Genomic DNA, 18,119 nt, shown 5'->3' with positions numbered 1-18,119 from the left:
TCAACTTCTGCGCGTCGCATCCACTACACAGGCATCCACGGCTCGCACCCGCTCGTCTCCGGGCGAAATACTCAGCGGCGACGACGAGGCTTTCGGGAATTGTGAGTTGCTGCGTGCGCCACCGGTGGAGGCGTAGACGACGTGGTCGCGCAGGATCCACACGTCCGAACGCTCTTCCATCTGTCCGGATGCGTCGAGGGTCGTCGCACCGAAGAACGTGAGACGACCGTCAATGATCACCGTGGCATTGGTGAGCCGGTAGCCATCCATGGTGAGGCCCGCTTGCACCTGCGCGACGACATTATCCGGTGCTGGCGCGCATCGCGGATCCGACAGAGACACCGGCGCGGCGGCCGGTGTGGTTGCCGGCGCGGTAGGGGCTGAACTGCCCGTTGTACTCGCTGCAGTCGATTCCGAGTCTTCCGCACCCAGACCGAGCGCCTTCGAGATGAGCACGACGACGACTATCAGTGCGAACACACTGACAACACTGGTGATCAGAGCGTGCACCACAGCATTGGCTTGCCCGCGTATGCCAAGGCGTTCGTCTGGTTCGATGGACATGGGAATCCCTTTGTGCGATTGACGGATTGACCGCGCCGCGAGCACCTGTTGACCCTGTGCACGAGGCACAGGGATCAGCCTTTTCACGGCACGCCATGGCAACGTTAGCGCCATGGAACCCGAGCAGCTCGCTGATCTCACTCATGAGAATCGTTCCATGGCGCGACCAGCAACGAAGTGTTACAACAAATTTGGCCGCCAGTCGGCTGCCAGTGGAAGGGTTATTCGTGCCGCGTTTGTGGCCCGAGCATCTGCGCAGCGGTTGGGTGGCGAGCTTTGGTGGTCCGGAATCTGGTGCGGCAGTGAGTTATCGGCGATCGGCGGATTCTCAGCGAGCGAGAAGCCTGACCCCCGGTCCACCTGGTACGCCGACACCTGCCAGATTTCGGTCTCGACTGATCCGCAGCCGCCGGTGCCGCTCGAGAACCGAGACCTCCACATGCTCGAACGAAAGATCAACATCATCGATGTCCGCGTCGACGGCGGCTGCTCTACAACCAGCTTCCCGGGTAGCCGTGATCTGATTTCCACAAGCGCGGCGTCGACATTTCGCTGGACAACACGTCCGCGAACTCAGCTCAGATGTGGGTCGAGACTCCCTACGCCCCGTTAGGATCCATTGAGCGACGAGCTACATCGATGCCGCCCTGACCGACACTGGCTGCGGTACTTGCACGCTGTCAGGTCCAGTGATCGTGCCCCCAAAACGATCGGCGAGTTGGAGCTGGCCGCTGGCGATCGAAGAGCCAGCGCTGGAGATGACGTTTTCGGTGCAGCCGCTGCCCGGTGACGAGTGGACCAGCCTATTCCGTCAGTGCAGCGGGGGCGTTCCTTCTTGAAGTCAACGACGCCCACGCTGTTCCGACCGAATCGGAACGCCTCCGGCGGTCCTCGATGGAGTTCCGCCACGGTGGGCGGCGATTCGGGCTGAGACCGCTCAGAATCAGAGCACCACTCCGTCTGCATTCATATGAAGCTCACCGTTCAGACGTTCCTGACCCTCGACGGCGTGATGCAAGCCCCTGGCGGACCCGAGGAAGATCCCACCGACGCCTTCACCCACGGCGGCTGGCAGGCCCCCTTCCCGGACCAAGCCGTCGGCGAGTTCGTCACCGAACTCAACAGCCACGCCAGCGCGTTCCTGTTCGGTCGCAGGACATTCGACATCTTCCGCGGCTACTGGCCCGATCAGACCGACCCCGACAACCCCATCGCCACGGCGATCAACTCCCTGCCCAAGTACGTCGTATCCAACTCGCTCAGCGAAACCGATGCCACGTGGCGCGGCGAACACCCCGACACCGCTCGCCTGCTGACCGGCGACATCGTCGCGGCGGTACAGACTTTGAAGAACGAACCCGGCGACGAGCTGCAGATCTGGGGAAGCGGCAAACTGCTCCAGACCCTGTTGCAGTACGAACTCGTCGACCGCTTCCGCCTGATGACATTTCCGTTGGTACTCGGCTCCGGTCGCCGCTTGTTCAACGACGGCATCCTCCCAGCGACGATGCGCCCAGTCGAGCTCACCGTGACCGATCTCGGCATCGTCCTGGGCACCTACGAACCAGCCGGCCCGGTCCGCCACGGCCAGATGTAACCGGCTGGGAATGCCGTCACATCACGGCTGGCCATCACCGTGGCGATCACGGCGACGCGCGCCGGTCTGATGTCGTCGGTGATTCCCCCTCGGTTAGCCGGTTGCTCGACAACCCCGAGCACCCGTCCTCGATCGACGTCATTCGCGCTGTATCCAAGCCTTGAAGCTCGACGCACACGATGTGGCGCACGGGTCCGGAATCGCGCTCGAACTCGACGAGGCATCCACCCCGCCAACCCGAAGCAGCTCCGCCGGGCACGAGCAACGCAAACACGTCACCGAACGCATCCGCGCACCTGCGGCGATGAACCCACATCTACTGCCGCCGTTGAAGATTCAGACACACAGTTGTCAACGGCAGCTGAATTCACGCGCCGTCGACAACAGTCGCCATCCACGTAGATCGCCTACCCCTTGGCTATCATCAGAGCCAATGCATGTCGAGTTGATGCTTGATTCCTTGGATGGGCTGTCCGTGGGCGACGCTTTGGGCCAGCAGTTCCCGATCATGCGCCGATCCCTCACAGACCTTCGGGCAGATAATCTTCCTGCCGGACCATGGGGGTGGACCGACGACACCGAAATGGCCTGCTCTGTAGTTACCGAACTGTCCAGTCGCGGCGAGATCGACCAGGATCGGCTGGCTACCGCTTTCGCGCGACGCTTCGACCCGGCCCGTGACTACGGCTTCGCCACGGTCGCCACCTTGCGTCGAGTCCGCGACGGCGTGCATTGGCGCACAGCGGCCGCAGCCGCGTTCGGTGACGAAGGCTCCTGCGGCAACGGCGCGGCCATGCGGGTCGCCCCGTTGGGTGCCTTCTATGCCAGCGACCCGGAAAAGGTTGTCGCCGAAGCGGTCCGGTCGGCGCAGGTGACCCATCTACATCCCGAAGGGATCACCGGCGCCGTCGCGGTCGCACTCGCCGCAGCCCACGCCGCCCAAGCCCGCCTGAACGGGACACGGCCCACACCAACCGAATTCATTACCGGCGTCCTGGACCACCTCGACGACAGTGACACCACCCGACGGATCCGCCGCGCCCGCACCCTACTCGCAGCCCCCGCCACCGAGGCCGCGAACGAACTCGGCAACGGATCTCTGGTCACCGCACAGAACACCGTGCCGTTCACGATGTGGGTCGCAGCCACATACCTGCACGACTACCCGACCGCAATCACCATATGCATTGCCGCAGACGGAGATATCGACACCACCAGCGCCATCGTCGGCGGAATCGTCGCCGCCTACACCGGCAACCACACAGGACCGATCGTTGGGATACCCCAAACATGGCTTACCGCACGAGAAGCGCTGCCCCACTGGTGCAACACCATCGCTCCAACACGCGGACGCAACAATTCTGTATTCGACCGCGCACGACGATGGCTGACCGGCGCATCATCGCGATAACCACGATCGACCGGCTAGCATCCACCGCCTGTCATCGCGTTCGCGCCCAGGCCCCCCGGGATCGGCCTCGGCATGCGCGGCCCGGAAACCCTTCAGCCCCCTTCAGTGGCTGGTCTCCATCGTCCTCGGCAATCTCTCGCAAACGCACGGCCAGTTCGCGTAACTTGCTGGTTGCCCGGGAATCACGAAACCAGGTGTCGAACTGGTCGGTGAGGTGAGTCAGGGACATCCCGGTCTGCTGCCATACGAGCTCCGGCTCCATCGCGGCGAATCATCTGTTCTGTTTCTTCGACTTGATCGGCTTCTTCTTTGTCTTCGGCTTGTCGTGGTCTGGCTCCCACTCATAGCCCGCCAGGTTCTGCTCGCAGTGCCAGTTTTCGACCAAAACATCGCCTTGGTCTCGTTCACACCAACGTTCCGTCTTGCCACACGCAGTGAGACCGAACCCAGTAGCTACTGCCATTGCCACCGTGATCACGGTGGCGCGGAATCGGTTGTTACGCATTGGGTTTCTCCGATCTCGGTAATTGAGCTCAGCCGCCAGTACTCGTCGATGATCTCGGCGACCGACCGCACGTGCGTCGGTGAAGAAATCGCGGTCACCCTCACCCGAGGACACAGCAACTTCGACCGGGGTGGCCCGAACCCGAGCCTCCACCGAATCCATGAGCCACAGCAACGAAGGCGGCTGAGTCGAGTATCTGCTGGTCAGCATCAAAGTCGGAACGCATATGAAATCCATTGATAGATCGCCGGTTTGGGCACCATCATCGCCAGTGGGCCTTGCAGGAACCTTAACGATTGATGAGTGAGCACCGCACGTCCAGTTCCCTTGGGATACCGAACCAACCGACGACGCCCACATCCGCAGGGAGAATGCGTTCCGTTCAGCGGTCGCTATCCTGCCCATCACACCGTCAGCCGGTACCTGGTAACCACCACCGCTGTCCAGTCAATGGATATGCCCGGCGTTCAGCGGCCAAGGGTTCGGGGCGCCTGCTGCTAGTCCGCGGCCAGCATTCGCTCGAGTTCATCCCATCCTTCGGTGGACTGGTGACGGACTTGCACAGCGCGCGCGTTCTCGACAGCGAGGCAACTGATCCGCAGTGCCAGTGGAATCTTGGCGGTGGAACTTTCGGCAGACGACAATTCGGTACACAACCGTGCTACCGCCTCGTCACGAACCACCCGCTTCGCCGCGATCTCGTCCTCGTCCCGGGTTGCCGCCAGATCGGCCTGCATCATCGCGATCTCATCGTCGCGAGCGCAACAGATTCCGCCCACCCCAATACGAACTGGCCGTTGTCGGGCTCGTCGTCCGTCTTCACCACACCCCCCAGTTTTTCAGTCTGGCCACCGACGACTCCTGGCGATCGGACGATTTCGACCGAACGAACCGTCACCGCTGCGGTACCTGCCCACGCGGTGCCGACACAGTCACCGTCGTACTGGATCCGCTGGGCGGTCACGTGGAACGGCCCCGCCCATGCAGCCGGATTCCGCGGCAACCAGGACATGGTCGAGCTCGGTGCCGGCATTCGGACTAGGCGGTGTCTCCCAATAGATTTCGCGGCGCTTGCGCGGCCGACCGATTCACTGGATCGTCTCGTCGGCAAAACGTTGCAGGTAGCTGGCGAATTGGCTGCGGTCGTGTTCGTTCCACGCCGCGGTGAGCTGGTCGAAGCAGCGGCGTTGCCAGTCGTGGGATGCGGTCAGCAGCTCGTGTCCGCTGTCGGTGAGTTGAACGACGACGCGGCGACGGTCGTGTGTGGAGTCGCCGCGGGCAAGGTATCCGGCCGCGACGGCGTCACGCACCATGCGGCTGGCGCCGGAGTGGTCGAGACCGAGTTGCTCGGCAACATCGGTGACTGCCGCTTCCTGACCTGTCCGTTGCACGGCGGCGACGGCTTCTATGACCTGAATGTGCTGCACCCGCCGCAGCTCTGCATCCGGTTCCCGGGTTATTCGTGTGAGGGCCTGGTTGCTCCAGCGGCGTGACCAGAAACGGACCAGCCGAAACAGGGCCGGGCCACCGTCGACCGTGTTGCCGACCGCGGCGGTGTCGGCCGTGGCCGAGGTGCTTCGAGTGTCACGCGTGCCCATCCTCGACATTGTATGCGATACGCACCTATATTTGTATGCGTATCGCATGTAAATGACCTTCGCGGTCCACGACACAGGAGGCAGTGATGTCCATCGTTCTCAATCACACGATCGTTCCGACGACCGACAAGCACACTGCGGCAACGTTTTTCGCCGAACTGATGGGTCTAATGGTATCCGCTCCAACCGGGCCGTTCGTGCCTGTGCGAGTCAACGACGATCTGACGTTCGACTTCGACGACCGCGGGCGGGTCGAGCCTGGCCATTACGCCTTCCTCGTTGATGACGACACCTTCGATGCCGTGCTGGGGAGGCTGGCGAAATGGCCTGCCGTAGAGTACGGCTCCGGCCCGGTGCACGGGTGGGACCGGCAGATCAACCACCTGGCCGGCGGTCGCGGGGTCTACGTTCGCGAGCCCGACGGCCACAGCTACGAGCTGTTCACCGCCGTTCCCTGAGCCACACAGTCGAAGACGGGATTTCTGCGGGTGGCATCGAGAAGTTGACGGAAGGTTCGGCGTGGGTGGCACGATCGCTCGCCGGTGTCAGGTTCTGACGGACCAGCAGTGGGAGTTGCTGGAACAGCTGTTGCCGAGGTCGAGGGCGTCCGCAGGCCCCGATCCGACGAGGACGAACTACGGCATCACGACGCCACGCGCGGCGGTCGCAACGCAGCGGCGGAACGAGTCGAATCCCGCGACGAATCGCCTACTCCCGAAGAGGAATCGCGGATCGATCACCACGACCTACTCATGCGAAACGACCTGAGCCACATCGAGATTGTCGAGCAGGTTACAGATTTATCCCTAATCGAGCTGAACCGGGACGACGAACGATACGAATTGCGCGAGACCGCCAAGGTCCCGCTCAACTCACCTCGGGGACGAACTCGCCACGATCACCGAACGTGCTAAGTGTTGCTGGGGGCTTCCCTCGGGGTGGACGACCACCTTGTGCATGGCGTGGGATCGACAAGATCGCACGGGCTGGTGATCCCACTCATCGCATAGATCCCCGGCGCCGGTTCCCGGCGGGATGTCATCGTGGCCGCAGCCGCACTGGACAGGGCCGGGGCGGCGAACCCGCTGCCTGTGTCGCCGACGACGACACCGACTACCACACCGAGACCCAGCACCACCGTCAGCCCGAGAACACCGCAACGATCAGACCCGTTCTGCCGCCGCCGGTCGGCGGCGGGTACGACGGTGGCAGCCGTACCCGTACCCGGTAACGGGCTGACCGGGGGCGGCCACCCGCACAGGCGTGTCCCTGCCCGAGTCTGCAATACCCAGCCGCCAACTGGCGGATCGGGTTGTTGCACTGCAGGATCGGCGCCCTCCGGCGTCGACCGATCGTCAGGTCCGCGCTCGGAATCGGTCATCCTCATAGCCCCTCCGGTTCCGCAACGGGCTCCCCGCCGACCTCAACTCGGACCCGATCGTATTCCGGCCACCATCCGCACCGTTCCGTTCGAGTCGCCGGTCTCTACTTCTCCCGCAGACCGTCCAGCGTCCTACGGACCTGCGACCTGGCGATCGAATCGAGTTCCTCGCGCCGCACCGCGGGTGAACCCTGCTCACGCGTGAGGGAGATCTTCACCCGCACCGAGACATTGCCATCCTGCACACAGACCACATAGGCCATGTTCGCGACGAGGTTTCCCCTGACTTCGGAGTACCAGTAGCCCTGATTGCCGATTCCGGTGACCTCACCGGAAGCCGACTCCGCTTCGGGTGTGGCGACATCGGCGTGCTTCCAATGGTCGTAGAAGGGCGGCGCCGCACCGTTGGTGAATTCGGCCTCGACGCTCATGCCGGCCTTGTTCATGGAGAACTCGCCGGCGGTCGCGCTGGTGTATCCGGCATCGCACTTCAGGCTGCCGCTCTCGTAGGCGGTTGGCCGCGTTTCCTTGTGCTCGGGAGCACCTTTCGGCGTGGGCGACCACTTGGTCAACGGCGTGGGATCGACGAGGTCGCATGCGTTGGTGATCGCATTCATCGAATAGGTGCCCGTTTTCCCAGTAGCCGAGGCACCGGCGGGCTCAATGCTACGGTCGCCACCGCCGACGACGATGCCGATCGCCACACCGAGCCCCAGCGCCACCAGCAGCCCGAGAACACCGGCGATGATCAGAGCCGTTCTGCGGCTGCCGGTCGATGGTTGCGGATACGACAGTGTCGGCCCATATCCCTGGCCAGGTGGCCCGTAAGGCGTGCCCCAGCCGCCTGTCGGCGGATCCGGTTGCCGCACAGCGGGATCGACGCCACCCAGCATAGGAGGCCGACCACCAGGTCCGCGCTCGGAATCGATCATCCCTGTAGCCCTTCGATTCCGCAACGGGCTCCCCCGTCGCCCCGCAACTCACAGCCGATCGTATTCCGGCCACCATCGTCACGGGCAGCAGCGATCGGTGTCGCTCCCGGCACGTCGGCTCCCTGGACAGAGGCTTTCGTGGATGGCGCATCTGGTCGGCATCCACCGCTGACAGGTACCGCCCAGATCGTCTCTAGACCGACGCGATCGGCCATCGAGGGCGAGTGTTCGGCAGTGTCGAGGGAGCGAGGCTGGCTGGCCATGCGGAACTGAACGAGCAAGTTCCGACAGGACTTGTTGAACACCAGTCGTTCGACACGTTCGTTTGACCCTGCTCCGACGCGCCCGTCCTGTGACTCGCAGCGGTAAGTGGCGGTTTCTCAGCTTGCTATGTGGCGGCCGATGATGGTGGAGCGTGGGCGGTTTCGACGACGCGTGGAGTTCGTTGATTCAGCATCTGGGGGCATTCCAAGGCCGCCGTAGTGGTAAATTCGTGAGTGGTCCGCCGCGCCTACTTCTGATGTGGGTTGCGAAACCATCGGCGGCCCGAATCAGGATTCCTGGTCGCCAAGCATGCGACCACCCCCGGCGCCGATTCCTTCCGGCGAACCGTTTCCCAACCACCATCAGCAGATCGGTCTGTCTGGCGTGTGCCGGACCGGCCGAGGAAGGGCCAGCCTGCAATGACCACTTCGATCCGCACCACCGGCACTGAACGAGAACTGCTCGAGACCATGCTTGACCAGGCACGCGCCGACCTCATCAGCACGGTGCGCGGCCTGTCCGAAACCGACGCCAGGAGTCGGCTCGTACCCTCGCTGACAACCCCCATAGCTCTGATCAAACACGCCGCGTTCGCCGAGCGAATGTGGTTCCAGCGCACGCTCGGACGGCTCACCGACGACGACTGCGACGGTCCGCTGTGGGCACACGGAGGGTTCGAGGTGGGCGATGACGAGACCGTGACCGAGATGATCGCGGAGTTCGAACGCGCAAGCGCCCGAGCCAGGTCTATCGCAGTGCGGATCCCCCTGGACGAGACCCGCGAGCATCCACGCACAGGAGTCGTCGTCAGCCTTCGCTGGATCTATATGTTCATGATCGCCGAGTTCGCCCGGCACGCCGGCCACGGAGATATCCTGCGCGAACAGATTGAGGCCCGATGACGGGCATCCCGATAACCCGGCCAGTGTGCGATCGTCTGAATCTCCGCGTTGGTAGGTGTTCGAAGAACGTTCGCGAGACACTCGCGGGCGCAGACCGTCCGTTGTGACCGCAAGTGGTGACATAAACAACCACCCCAGGGTTACTCACTCTACTGATCTGGTGTTTTCGTGGTGCGGATGACGGGATTCGAACCCCGCTGGGGCGCTTCACAAAAGCCCTGGTCAATCGCCTGAGCTAACCCAAATGCTGGGCCTCAACAGACTTTTCAGAACTCTTCAGTACGTTGCGAGACACCAAGCTACCACCTGCCTGGTGACGTAGTCACCAGCCCTCAGTGGGTGACGGGATGTCTCCCGCACCGGACCACGGGACTGGCTTGGTCGCTGCATCATTGAACCTGATGTGCCACACAGTGTTCGGGTGTGACGGTCACCGACCGGCAGTGGCATGACCATGACTATCCTCGCCGGGATGTTGGACACACCTGGACGGGAATGTCGATGACTGTGGCGGGACGTTGGCGCATCGTGGCGATGGACTTATGGGATCCCGAAGCCATCGATCTTGTCGAGCCTGGATTCATGGAGTTCCACTCTGGTGGGACGGGTGAGTTCGGATTCATCGCCGTGCGCGGGCGGATGGATTGCTGTACCGGGATCCGTGACGGTCGTGAGTGCGTGGAGTTCAGTTGGGAAGGTGATGACGAGGGGGAGCCGGTCAACGGTCGCGGCTGGGCGGTCCTGACCGAATCCGCCACGCTACGCGGACACCTGTTCTTCCATCTCGGTGATGACTCCGCTTTCACCGCAGAGCCGTTCGAGGTGACGTCGTGAGTGAATACCAGTACTACGAGTTCGTCGCCCTCGACCGCCCACTGGACGACCGTCAGCAGGCGGAGGTGCGAGCCTTGTCCACGCGGGCGCGCATCACCGCGACGAGCTTCGTCAACGAATACCACTGGGGCAGCTTCCAGGGTGATATACGCCGGATGGTCGAGCGCTACTACGACGCGCATCTGTATCTGGCGAATTGGGGGACTCGCCAGCTGATGTTCCGACTGCCGCGCACACTGCTCGGCCCCGAGGTGGCAGAACAGTACTGTCTCGGCGACTGTGTCACCGCCGAAACATCCGGCAGGAACATCATTCTCGGCTTCTCGAGTGAGGACGAGTCCGGTGACTGGGTGGAGGACGCGGAGACTTCGTTGTCGGCCATCGTCGGAGTACGCGCCGATCTTGCCGCCGGAGATCTGCGACCACTGTATTTGGCTTGGTTGGCGGGGTACGGGACATGGGAACGCGACGAATGGGTTTTCGATCGCGATCACGACGATGAACTCGAGCCGCCGGTGCCGCCGGGACTGCGCACACTCACCGCCGCTCAGCGGGCGATGGCCGACTTCCTGCAGCTGGACCGCGATCTGCTGCACGTCGCGGCGTCGGCGAGCCCCGATCTCGACGCGGTGGCCGATGATCCACGTGCGCTCGCCGCATGGATCGCCGATCTCGATGCGGCAGAGAAAGATCGGCTGTTGCTGCGCGTCGCCGATGACGACGCGGCGAGTGTTCATATGGAACTTCTGCGCCGATTCCGCCAGCCCACGACGGCCGCACCCGACCAGGCGCCACGGCGTACCGTCGCTGACCTGCTCGACGGTACGGCCCGACACCGGAGCGAGCGGGAACGCCGTGAGGCAGCTGTCCGGGCCGAACAGCACGCTCGGCTCGAGGCCCGGCGGGCACGTCAACGCGAACGGCGGTTGAACGAGCTCGCCCGCGACCAGGACGGTGCCTGGCAACGAATTGAAGTAATGGTCGCGACCAAGAAGTCCGGCCAGTACGACGCCGCGATCGAGCTGCTCACCGACCTGCGCGATCTCGCCGAACGGGACGGCCACACCGATGTCTTCGCGCGGCAGGCGAGAGCATTGCGTGAACGGCACACCAGCAAGCCGGCCTTCATCAGACGTCTGGTCACCGTCGATATCGAGGCGAGTCGGGGCTGATGGGCGGTGCGTGATCGACTTCGGTGCCGCGGACGGGTAAACGGCATTGAAGCGACACGGGCGGCGACTCGCCATGGGCAGAGCGCGACCTCGCCGGAGTGCGGTCGCAACTGCGGTTCGGGAGGTTTGACTCGATCGGGGTCGATGATGCGGTGCGATGGGAAATTTGCGCGATGAACGCTTCCCGCCACCGCGAGACGCTACGACCGTGAGAAGCCCTACCATCGCGAAATGATCCTACGGTGCACGAAGAAACTCTTGACTGTCATCGGCACCCAGCGGCTCACCAAGCCGACGCCCGAGGCCGATCCCGATGACTGGTACGCCAACCTGCTGTGGTTCAACCGCCGCAAATGTCTCCTGCTCACCCACTCCGCGACCTTGTTCACCGTCTTCGAAGCGGACGTCACCGCAGCCGACCTACGCGCCACTGGCACCCTCACGACTCGCCTTATCCAGCGGGAACTCCGCGACGAGCAACTACCCCTGGACACATTCGCCGACACCGGGGCACGCGAACTCGTCCTGGCCACAACGGCGGATCGTCAGGTGCTCGGGTGCATGAACGACTTGGCCTTTACTTGCCAACACGTCATCGACGGCTCCGGCGGCCTCGACCATACCGACCGCATGTACCTCAACCGGAGCCTTCGCCGCGTCATCTCGAGTGCCCGCGACTATCGGCCGCCGATCGAACTCGTTGCCAAGGGATGGACAGCGAGATGAATCTTGTTACTCAACATCGAAATCGAAGCCGGCCGCGATATGTGCTCGTCGGCGGGGACAAGTGCGGACGCACACGTCGAGACGCCGGACGCGAGGGGCTTCGCGCCATTGGTACCCACCCCGAATCAGAGCAACGTGACGCGGATGTCCGGTTTGGTCTGTTCGGCGGCTTTGGCGAGCCGGGCATCGAAGGTTATGAGCGGAGCGTCGTGTAGGACAGCGACCGTCAGGTAGGCCGCGTCGTATACCGAGACGTTGTGGCGCATCGCCCAGACCGTATGCAACAGAGAGACATCGGTTCCTACGTAGACGATCTGCATAGCGGCGAGCGCTCGGAACGCGGCGTCGGCGTCGTTGGCAGTCAAGTGATTGCCGAGCACAGCTTTGCGGAGGGTGCGCAGCACATCCAATGGCATGTGCGGGGGAGCGATCCAGTCATCGTCGGCGAGCATCGCCGCTCGCGCGGTGTTGCCCTGAGTCGCAGGGCTCGACAAGGCCATAACCATGACGTTCGCGTCGACGACGATCACTCGTCGTCCTCGCGGCCGCCACGAATCTCCTCGACCACATCCTCAGCGCCCATACCGAGGCTGCGGTGTCCCGTCAAACTCTCGAGCAGATGCTTGTTCCGCTCGGCACGCAACTCGCGTTCCAGCAGGGCCCGTAGATACACCTGAGTGGACTGACCGCGGGCTGCGGCGCGTGCGGCGATCGCGTCCCGCACTTCCTCGGGCACGTCCTTGATTTGAATCGCAACGACCATACCTACAGGCTACATGCGCATGTCATGCGCATGTATCGATAGGTCGCCCCTTTGCCGACACCGGATCATGTACCGCCGTCCATCTACGTCGGTGGATCGACGCCGGATTCAGTCGAGGCATCGCTGGGGCGAACAGTCTTACCGAGGTTTGTTGGCGACCAAGCACGGCTCGGTTCGGATGGCTGACCGGTCCAGCCGTGCGTCGGCCACGATGTCGGCGTGGAAGTGCTCTTTCGCGGCCGCGTTCATGCTGAGTGCCGGATGCTCTGAAGAGACTTGCCCGACCCATCGTTCAATATCCAGAAGGACCAACCATTGCGGTTGGGGCTGACGGTCGGCTTGTAGTGCGCTACCACGGCCCCAGCCGCTCCGGTCGGCGTCTTGAAGCTCCGTCCGGCGAGCGGACCCGATGTGATGTCGATCCGGGTGGTGATCTGCTGTAGGTTGGCTTTTCCGCAACCTCACGCGGTGGGCGGAATGAGCAACCCATCCCGTAACCACCCTCAGCGGTAGAAACGATGGCACGGCACACTGGATGGCCGTGGAACGCTTCCCCGGCGAGCTCGAGTACCTCCGTGCCGACAACGCCCGCCTGCGGCGGTTGCTCGACCTCACCGAAAACCAGGCGCGCGCAGCCGATCCGGACCAGACCGCAGTATCGACCCCGGTCGACATGCGTTCGGCTCCGGAAGCCAAGGTCCGGTTCTACCTCGACTTGTTCCGTTGCCGCCCCGATATTTACGCGATTCGCTGGGAGAACCGCCAGGACGGTCGATCGGGCTGGATGCCCGCGATCCGAGGCCGATGGCGCACCGGTATGTCACGATCGGAGGCGTCGTACCTGCCGCTCACCGACGAGGTCGTCGCCGCCCATCTGCGCGGGACGCACCATATCGGCTTGTATCCGCTGGGCGACGACGACACCTGCTGGTGGGTCGCCGCGGACTTCGACAAAGACACCGCGATGCTCGACGCCTTGGCATACCTCAAAGCAGCCCGCACCAAGGACATCCCCGCAGCGCTCGAGGTGTCGCAATCCGGCCGAGGTGCGCATGTGTGGATCTTTTTCGCACAGGCCACCGCCGCTGCCCTGGCTCGACGGATCGCCACCGGTCTGCTCGCCGAGGCGATCCAGCTGCGCGGCAGCATGAATCTGTCCAGCTATGACCGACTGTTCCCGTCGCAGGACACGCACACCGGCCGCGGCATGGGCAATCTCATCGCCGCACCATTAAATGGAACCCGACGCCAGCACGGCACCACCTTGTTCCTGGATCCGGCCACTCTCGAACCTTTCGAGGACCAGTGGGCCTACCTGTCGAGCATCCCGCGACTGTCACCGAAACAAGTTGCCGCACTTGCCAACACGGTGCCCGAACCAAAAGTCGGACACGCTGTTCGGCGCCTGCAGCTGCCGACCTCTTCGCGGATCATGCCACGCCCGGCAGCCGTGGTGCGCACAACGTTCGCAGCCAGGCTCCAACTGACGGCTGCTGATCTGGGCCCCGCCATGATTTCGGCGGTCAAGCACGCCGCGTCCATCCCGAACCCCGAGTTCTACACCCGCCAGCGCGCCCGCCGAAGTACCTGGGACACACCACGATTCCTGCGCAGCTACGACGAAACCCTCGACGGCGACCTCGTCCTGCCCCGCGGACTATTGCCCTTACTCACCACACTGGTCGAATCCGCCAACAGCACACTGCGCATCGAAGACAACCGAATCGAAGGTGACCCACAGTCGTTCCATTGCTCGGCGGAATTGCGGCCCGAACAGCGAGCCGCCGTAGGCGACATCGAGGTCGACGACATGTGTCTAATTGTCGCACCGCCCGGTACCGGCAAAACCGTCATCGCCTGCGCCGCAATCGCTTCCCGCGCCACCACCACATTGATCCTCGTCGACCGCAAAGCCCTGGCCGACCAATGGCGGACCCGGATCGCTGACCATCTCGGATTCAAGTGTGGACAAATCGGCGGCGGCCGATCCAAGACCACCGGCGTCATCGACATCGCCTTGCTCCCCACCCTGGCACGCCGCACCAACGTAGCCGAACTCACCAACGGCTACGGATTCGTCATCGTCGACGAATGCCACCACATCGCCGCATCCGCCTTCACCGAAGTCCTCAACCAAATACACGCCCGATACTGGCTCGGACTCACGGCTACCCCCTACCGGCGCGACCAACTCGACGACCTGATCTACCACCAACTCGGCTCACGCACCCACACCATCGACGGTCCCGCGGCAGGACAACTACCGACCAAGGATGAAACGCCCGCACCGCACCCCGTACTCGAGATTCATCCGACACAATTCGCCTACAACGGGGCCGCCGATCCGTCCCAACCGGGCGGAATGGCCGAGATCTATCGGGCGCTGGTCACCGACGAAGACCGCCTACAGCAGATCATCACCGACGTACTGACCGCGCACCACGCCGGCGCACAAATACTGGTACTCACCACTTGGGTCAACCACCTCGAAGCGATCACCGACCGCCTCACCGACGCAGGCTGCAACGACGTCATCGTGCTCCGCGGCGGCATGAAAGCCCGCGACCGCCAAGCAATTAAGGAAACGATCCGCACCCGTCAAGCCGATGAATCACCGCTGCTACTCGTGGGCACCGGCTCATTCATCGGCGAAGGCTTCGACTGCCCCGCCCTCGACACCCTCTTCCTCGCATCCCCTATCTCATTCAAAGGACGCCTCGTCCAATACGTCGGGCGCATCACCCGACCACATCCCAACAAGACCACCGCCACCGTCCACGACTACCACGACGTCCGTACCCCAGTGCTCGCATCATCACTACACAAACGCGCACCCGGCTACGTCACCCTCGGATTCCCAGACCCACGCAAACCCCACAACTGGAAAACGGTCACAACGCCGCCGAACACCGCGCCGCCGACAACAACTACATGAGTCATACACACCGGCAATGGAATTAGCTGAATGGCAGCAGTGAGATCTCTCAGCCGGCCGAGGTCAGTTCATACAGCGACACGAGCAAGTCACGGTCACGATTGAAGCCGCGTTCGGTGATCAAACGGACGGCGCTCTCAGCCTGCGCGATGTCGTCCTGGGAGGCCGCCGCCAAGAGGCCGTGCAGATCCGCGAGATCCTGTGGGCGCGAAACATCGTCTCGGGCCAACAGTTTGAGCGCGATGAGGTGGCCAGTGGTCGCAACCGGCAGCGTCAACCCCGGCACGATCTCCAGGTTCTCCGCGGCCTGCACGATCTCGGACTCAATTCCCGAACTGGCGAACAGGATGTCGACCAGGACCGACACGCCATCGATGGCGCGCTTCAGCCGGACGGTAGCCAGCCTGCCGTTATCGTGCTCCACCGAGGCATAGAACCCGTAGCCCTCGGCGATGAGTAGACGAACCAATTCCTCAGCGCCGCGGTCATCTGCAACCGCCACCGCTACGTCAATGTCATGAGTAAACCGCGGCGCCGACCGTGCCGACACCGCAAAGCCACCCACCAGCGCCCAGGCATAACCATGCCGACGAAGATCCGACGCCGCACGACGCAGCGCAGCCTCGAGTTGGTTCATGCGAACCGAGACGACGCATGGCCAGCCGCATCACCGAGTGGCGCGCCAGGACGGGAAAGCAGCCAGTCCTGAACGGCCTCGTCCACCTCCGCCTCGGTGGCCTCCGGTCGCATCCGACGTATACGGGCACGCTGCATACGCACACCGAACTCATACATCTCCAACGCGAGACGCAGCCGCTGGCCCGGCGATTCCTCTGCCACGATGCCCAGCCTACCGTCCGAAACAGCTCAAGCCCCGGATCCCTGAAGACCTCCTCGCCGCCGCCTCGACCGATCAGACCAGGTGCAGTCCAGGTCGAACGACACGCATGGTTCTGACCACCGTTCACCATGCATGGTTCATGCGATACCACGCCGACAAGAAGTCACGGGACCCAGCCAACATAAGAATCCGACAAAAGCCCATGATCAGCTCGCCTGGAGTGCCAGACAGCAGTTTTGCATCAGCACGGATTACGAGACTCCAGACAGACCCAATCGCGCTGACACACCAGGAAACCGCAAGCTAAAACGGAGGCAGCGATCACGTCCGACAGAAAGTCTTTACGGCGCAAACAGATCGAGCTAAAGTGTAGGCGAAGTGCGCTTCTGAGCTCTCGTTACAGTAAGAGCGGATGACGGGATTCGAAACCCGCTGGGACGCTTCACAAAAGCCCTGGTCAATCGCCTGAGCTAGCCAAAATGCTGGGCCGCAACAGACCTTTCAGAACTATTCAGTACGTTGTGGGGCACCAAGCTACCACCTGCCTGGTGACATAGTCACCACCCCTTTTGCCCGCTGCGATCTTCAGGGTGAGGGAATCGCACACGGTCGGTCACCACATCGCTACGCGCCCGCGCCTTTCACCGCGAAACCGCCTGGCCCACAGCAGATCTCGTTCTAACCATCCTCCGGAGTCCGGACACCAAACGCGCCCTGTTTCCGATTCGGGAGGCGGGGCGCGTTGTCTACCGTACAGACCGATTAGCTGCGCTCGTGGCGATCAGTGAGGAGATCTGGTCCATCTCGTCAAGGGGGGTGTCGACGTTTTCAGGGTGCTAGAGATCGGCGTCGATGGTGACCCGAGATCGCACTCATCGAGGCGATTGGCGATCCCTGGCCCGGGATCTACCCGATTTCGACGCCTATCCGCTATCTGGTGTCTGCCGACTCGCCGACTGAGGCGCGATGATTTCCCGGAATCTGCTGCTGTTAAACATTTCCCCTGTCAGGATGATCGAGCACGCGACGACTCCTGTCGGGGGAGAGCCGCCCATGAGCCCAATCCGGGTCGCGTCACCACACGTCGCAGGGGAATACATTGAGCTACCAACAGCCGCCGCGTCCTCCGTATGGTCAACCGCCGCGTCCTCCGATGCCGCCGAAAAAGAAGTCGACGCCGGCATGGGTGTGGATCGCCGCGGTTATCGGTGGGTTGCTGGTGTTGGGCCTCATCGGAAGCGCCCTCGGCGGTACGTCGAAGGACGCCGCTGGAACCACCACTACCCAACGAGCTGCACAAGTCGCATCCGTCGCACCGGCCGTGACTGCGTTTGCCGCGACCACAACCACAGTGGCACCGGCGAGCGACCTCACTATTCCGAACGTGGTTGGCAAGAACGGCGCGGTCGCGGCCGACGAACTGAAGAAAGCCGGGTTCACCAATGTCACCTACGGGTCGGCGACACCCGGCGTTGAAATGGTGTTGATGCCGTCGAACTGGACAGTGAAAGCAGTAGAGCCCGGCGCGGGTACCGTCGTCGCGTCGAACTCGGCGGTCGTGTTGACGATGACGAAGAACAACCGGTGACCGGCCCATCGTGATCGACCGTGAAATGCGGAACCCGTTGTCGCAAAAAGCTTCCACTGCCAGGATTGTCGAGCACGCGACGACTTCTGTCAGGGAAGAGCAGCCC

18 protein-coding genes are annotated in these 18,119 nt (G+C 63.0%); 9 read left to right on the top strand and 9 right to left on the bottom strand.

Annotation, left to right across the window (positions count from 1 at the left end):
• Positions 1–609, bottom strand: coding sequence for a hypothetical protein (locus tag ACQP2U_RS00910; protein WP_433712914.1), 609 nt, complete (start codon positions 607–609; stop codon positions 1–3).
• A 925-nt stretch (positions 610–1,534) separates the two neighbouring features.
• Here ACQP2U_RS00910 and ACQP2U_RS00905 point away from each other — a divergent pair.
• Together ACQP2U_RS00905 and ACQP2U_RS00900 are read left to right on the top strand one after the other, a co-directional pair.
• Positions 1,535–2,161, top strand: coding sequence for a dihydrofolate reductase family protein (locus tag ACQP2U_RS00905; protein WP_433712913.1), 627 nt, complete (start codon positions 1,535–1,537; stop codon positions 2,159–2,161).
• A 433-nt stretch (positions 2,162–2,594) separates the two neighbouring features.
• Entirely contained in the window at positions 2,595–3,572 is a 978-nt protein-coding gene (locus ACQP2U_RS00900; protein WP_433712912.1) for an ADP-ribosylglycohydrolase family protein, read from the top strand.
• A gap of 271 nt (positions 3,573–3,843) precedes the next feature.
• Here ACQP2U_RS00900 and ACQP2U_RS00895 read toward each other — a convergent pair whose 3' ends face one another.
• From ACQP2U_RS00895 to ACQP2U_RS00885, 3 genes are all read right to left on the bottom strand, one after another.
• Positions 3,844–4,290 (bottom strand): hypothetical protein, encoded by a 447-nt coding sequence (locus ACQP2U_RS00895; RefSeq protein WP_433712911.1) that lies wholly within the window; start codon positions 4,288–4,290, stop codon positions 3,844–3,846.
• A gap of 284 nt (positions 4,291–4,574) precedes the next feature.
• Positions 4,575–4,817, bottom strand: a complete 243-nt coding sequence (locus ACQP2U_RS00890; protein ID WP_433712910.1) for a hypothetical protein — start codon at positions 4,815–4,817, stop codon at positions 4,575–4,577.
• Positions 4,818–5,165: 348 nt separating this feature from the next.
• Positions 5,166–5,675, bottom strand: a complete 510-nt coding sequence (locus tag ACQP2U_RS00885) for a MarR family winged helix-turn-helix transcriptional regulator (RefSeq protein WP_433712909.1) — start codon at positions 5,673–5,675, stop codon at positions 5,166–5,168.
• Between the two features lie 86 nt (positions 5,676–5,761).
• Here ACQP2U_RS00885 and ACQP2U_RS00880 point away from each other — a divergent pair, with 86 nt between their 5' ends.
• On the top strand, positions 5,762–6,133 hold the full coding sequence (locus ACQP2U_RS00880) for a VOC family protein (protein ID WP_433712908.1): 372 nt from the start codon (positions 5,762–5,764) through the stop codon (positions 6,131–6,133).
• Positions 6,134–7,160: 1,027 nt separating this feature from the next.
• Here ACQP2U_RS00880 and ACQP2U_RS00875 read toward each other — a convergent pair.
• Positions 7,161–7,988 (bottom strand): hypothetical protein, encoded by an 828-nt coding sequence (locus tag ACQP2U_RS00875; protein WP_433712907.1) that lies wholly within the window; start codon positions 7,986–7,988, stop codon positions 7,161–7,163.
• Positions 7,989–8,671: 683 nt separating this feature from the next.
• Between ACQP2U_RS00875 and ACQP2U_RS00870 the strand changes: the two genes are divergently transcribed.
• From ACQP2U_RS00870 to ACQP2U_RS00855, 4 genes are all read left to right on the top strand, one after another.
• Positions 8,672–9,154, top strand: coding sequence for a DinB family protein (locus ACQP2U_RS00870; RefSeq protein WP_433712906.1), 483 nt, complete (start codon positions 8,672–8,674; stop codon positions 9,152–9,154).
• A 501-nt stretch (positions 9,155–9,655) separates the two neighbouring features.
• Positions 9,656–9,988 carry a hypothetical protein gene (locus tag ACQP2U_RS00865; protein WP_433712905.1) on the top strand — a complete coding sequence of 111 codons (333 nt, stop codon included), beginning with the start codon at positions 9,656–9,658 and terminating at the stop codon, positions 9,986–9,988.
• Positions 9,985–11,160 (top strand): hypothetical protein, encoded by a 1,176-nt coding sequence (locus ACQP2U_RS00860; protein ID WP_433712903.1) that lies wholly within the window; start codon positions 9,985–9,987, stop codon positions 11,158–11,160. The genes ACQP2U_RS00865 and ACQP2U_RS00860 overlap by 4 nt, the downstream gene beginning before the upstream one ends.
• A gap of 231 nt (positions 11,161–11,391) precedes the next feature.
• Positions 11,392–11,886, top strand: a complete 495-nt coding sequence (locus ACQP2U_RS00855; protein WP_433712902.1) for a DUF6933 domain-containing protein — start codon at positions 11,392–11,394, stop codon at positions 11,884–11,886.
• Positions 11,887–12,011: 125 nt separating this feature from the next.
• Here ACQP2U_RS00855 and ACQP2U_RS00850 read toward each other — a convergent pair whose 3' ends face one another.
• The gene (locus ACQP2U_RS00850) at positions 12,012–12,416 is read right to left on the bottom strand and encodes a type II toxin-antitoxin system VapC family toxin (RefSeq protein WP_433712901.1); all 405 of its coding nucleotides are present in this window, start codon (positions 12,414–12,416) and stop codon (positions 12,012–12,014) included.
• Complete coding sequence (locus tag ACQP2U_RS00845) at positions 12,413–12,649, bottom strand: FitA-like ribbon-helix-helix domain-containing protein (RefSeq protein WP_397043418.1); 237 nt, start codon at positions 12,647–12,649, stop codon at positions 12,413–12,415. Before ACQP2U_RS00845 ends, ACQP2U_RS00850 begins: the two co-directional genes overlap by 4 nt.
• Positions 12,650–13,190: 541 nt before the next feature.
• On the opposite strand from ACQP2U_RS00845, the gene ACQP2U_RS00840 reads away from it, so the two are divergent.
• Entirely contained in the window at positions 13,191–15,584 is a 2,394-nt protein-coding gene (locus ACQP2U_RS00840; protein ID WP_433712900.1) for a TOTE conflict system archaeo-eukaryotic primase domain-containing protein, read from the top strand.
• A 49-nt stretch (positions 15,585–15,633) separates the two neighbouring features.
• Here the strand turns inward: ACQP2U_RS00840 and ACQP2U_RS00835 are convergent, their stop codons facing one another.
• The gene (locus ACQP2U_RS00835) at positions 15,634–16,221 is read right to left on the bottom strand and encodes a nucleotidyl transferase AbiEii/AbiGii toxin family protein (RefSeq protein WP_433712899.1); all 588 of its coding nucleotides are present in this window, start codon (positions 16,219–16,221) and stop codon (positions 15,634–15,636) included.
• Positions 16,218–16,424 carry a hypothetical protein gene (locus ACQP2U_RS00830; RefSeq protein WP_433712898.1) on the bottom strand — a complete coding sequence of 69 codons (207 nt, stop codon included), beginning with the start codon at positions 16,422–16,424 and terminating at the stop codon, positions 16,218–16,220. The genes ACQP2U_RS00835 and ACQP2U_RS00830 overlap by 4 nt, the downstream gene beginning before the upstream one ends.
• Before the next feature lie 1,154 nt (positions 16,425–17,578).
• On the opposite strand from ACQP2U_RS00830, the gene ACQP2U_RS00825 reads away from it, so the two are divergent.
• Complete coding sequence (locus ACQP2U_RS00825) at positions 17,579–18,013, top strand: PASTA domain-containing protein (RefSeq protein ID WP_433712897.1); 435 nt, start codon at positions 17,579–17,581, stop codon at positions 18,011–18,013.
• Positions 18,014–18,119: the final 106 nt, after the last annotated feature.

Source organism: Nocardia sp. CA-084685, assembly GCF_050955785.1.
In the GTDB taxonomy this organism is placed as follows: Bacteria; Actinomycetota; Actinomycetes; order Mycobacteriales; family Mycobacteriaceae; genus Nocardia.
The sequence above is the reverse complement of the archived record's forward strand: the minus strand, read 5'-3'. Positions and strand labels throughout refer to the sequence as shown.

Bases quoted from the DNA above. Each gene is read 5' to 3' on its own strand.
- ACQP2U_RS00905 (WP_433712913.1), top strand. From the start codon at position 1,535: ATGAAGCTCACCGTTCAGACGTTCCTGACCCTCGACGGCGTGATGCAA.
- ACQP2U_RS00900 (WP_433712912.1), top strand. From the start codon at position 2,595: ATGCATGTCGAGTTGATGCTTGATTCCTTGGATGGGCTGTCCGTGGGC.
- ACQP2U_RS00890 (WP_433712910.1), bottom strand. From the start codon at position 4,817: ATGATGCAGGCCGATCTGGCGGCAACCCGGGACGAGGACGAGATCGCG.
- ACQP2U_RS00885 (WP_433712909.1), bottom strand. From the start codon at position 5,675: ATGGGCACGCGTGACACTCGAAGCACCTCGGCCACGGCCGACACCGCC.
- ACQP2U_RS00880 (WP_433712908.1), top strand. From the start codon at position 5,762: ATGTCCATCGTTCTCAATCACACGATCGTTCCGACGACCGACAAGCAC.
- ACQP2U_RS00875 (WP_433712907.1), bottom strand. From the start codon at position 7,988: ATGATCGATTCCGAGCGCGGACCTGGTGGTCGGCCTCCTATGCTGGGT.
- ACQP2U_RS00870 (WP_433712906.1), top strand. From the start codon at position 8,672: ATGACCACTTCGATCCGCACCACCGGCACTGAACGAGAACTGCTCGAG.
- ACQP2U_RS00865 (WP_433712905.1), top strand. From the start codon at position 9,656: ATGACTGTGGCGGGACGTTGGCGCATCGTGGCGATGGACTTATGGGAT.
- ACQP2U_RS00855 (WP_433712902.1), top strand. From the start codon at position 11,392: ATGATCCTACGGTGCACGAAGAAACTCTTGACTGTCATCGGCACCCAG.
- ACQP2U_RS00845 (WP_397043418.1), bottom strand. From the start codon at position 12,649: ATGGTCGTTGCGATTCAAATCAAGGACGTGCCCGAGGAAGTGCGGGAC.
- ACQP2U_RS00835 (WP_433712899.1), bottom strand. From the start codon at position 16,221: ATGAACCAACTCGAGGCTGCGCTGCGTCGTGCGGCGTCGGATCTTCGT.
- ACQP2U_RS00825 (WP_433712897.1), top strand. From the start codon at position 17,579: ATGCCGCCGAAAAAGAAGTCGACGCCGGCATGGGTGTGGATCGCCGCG.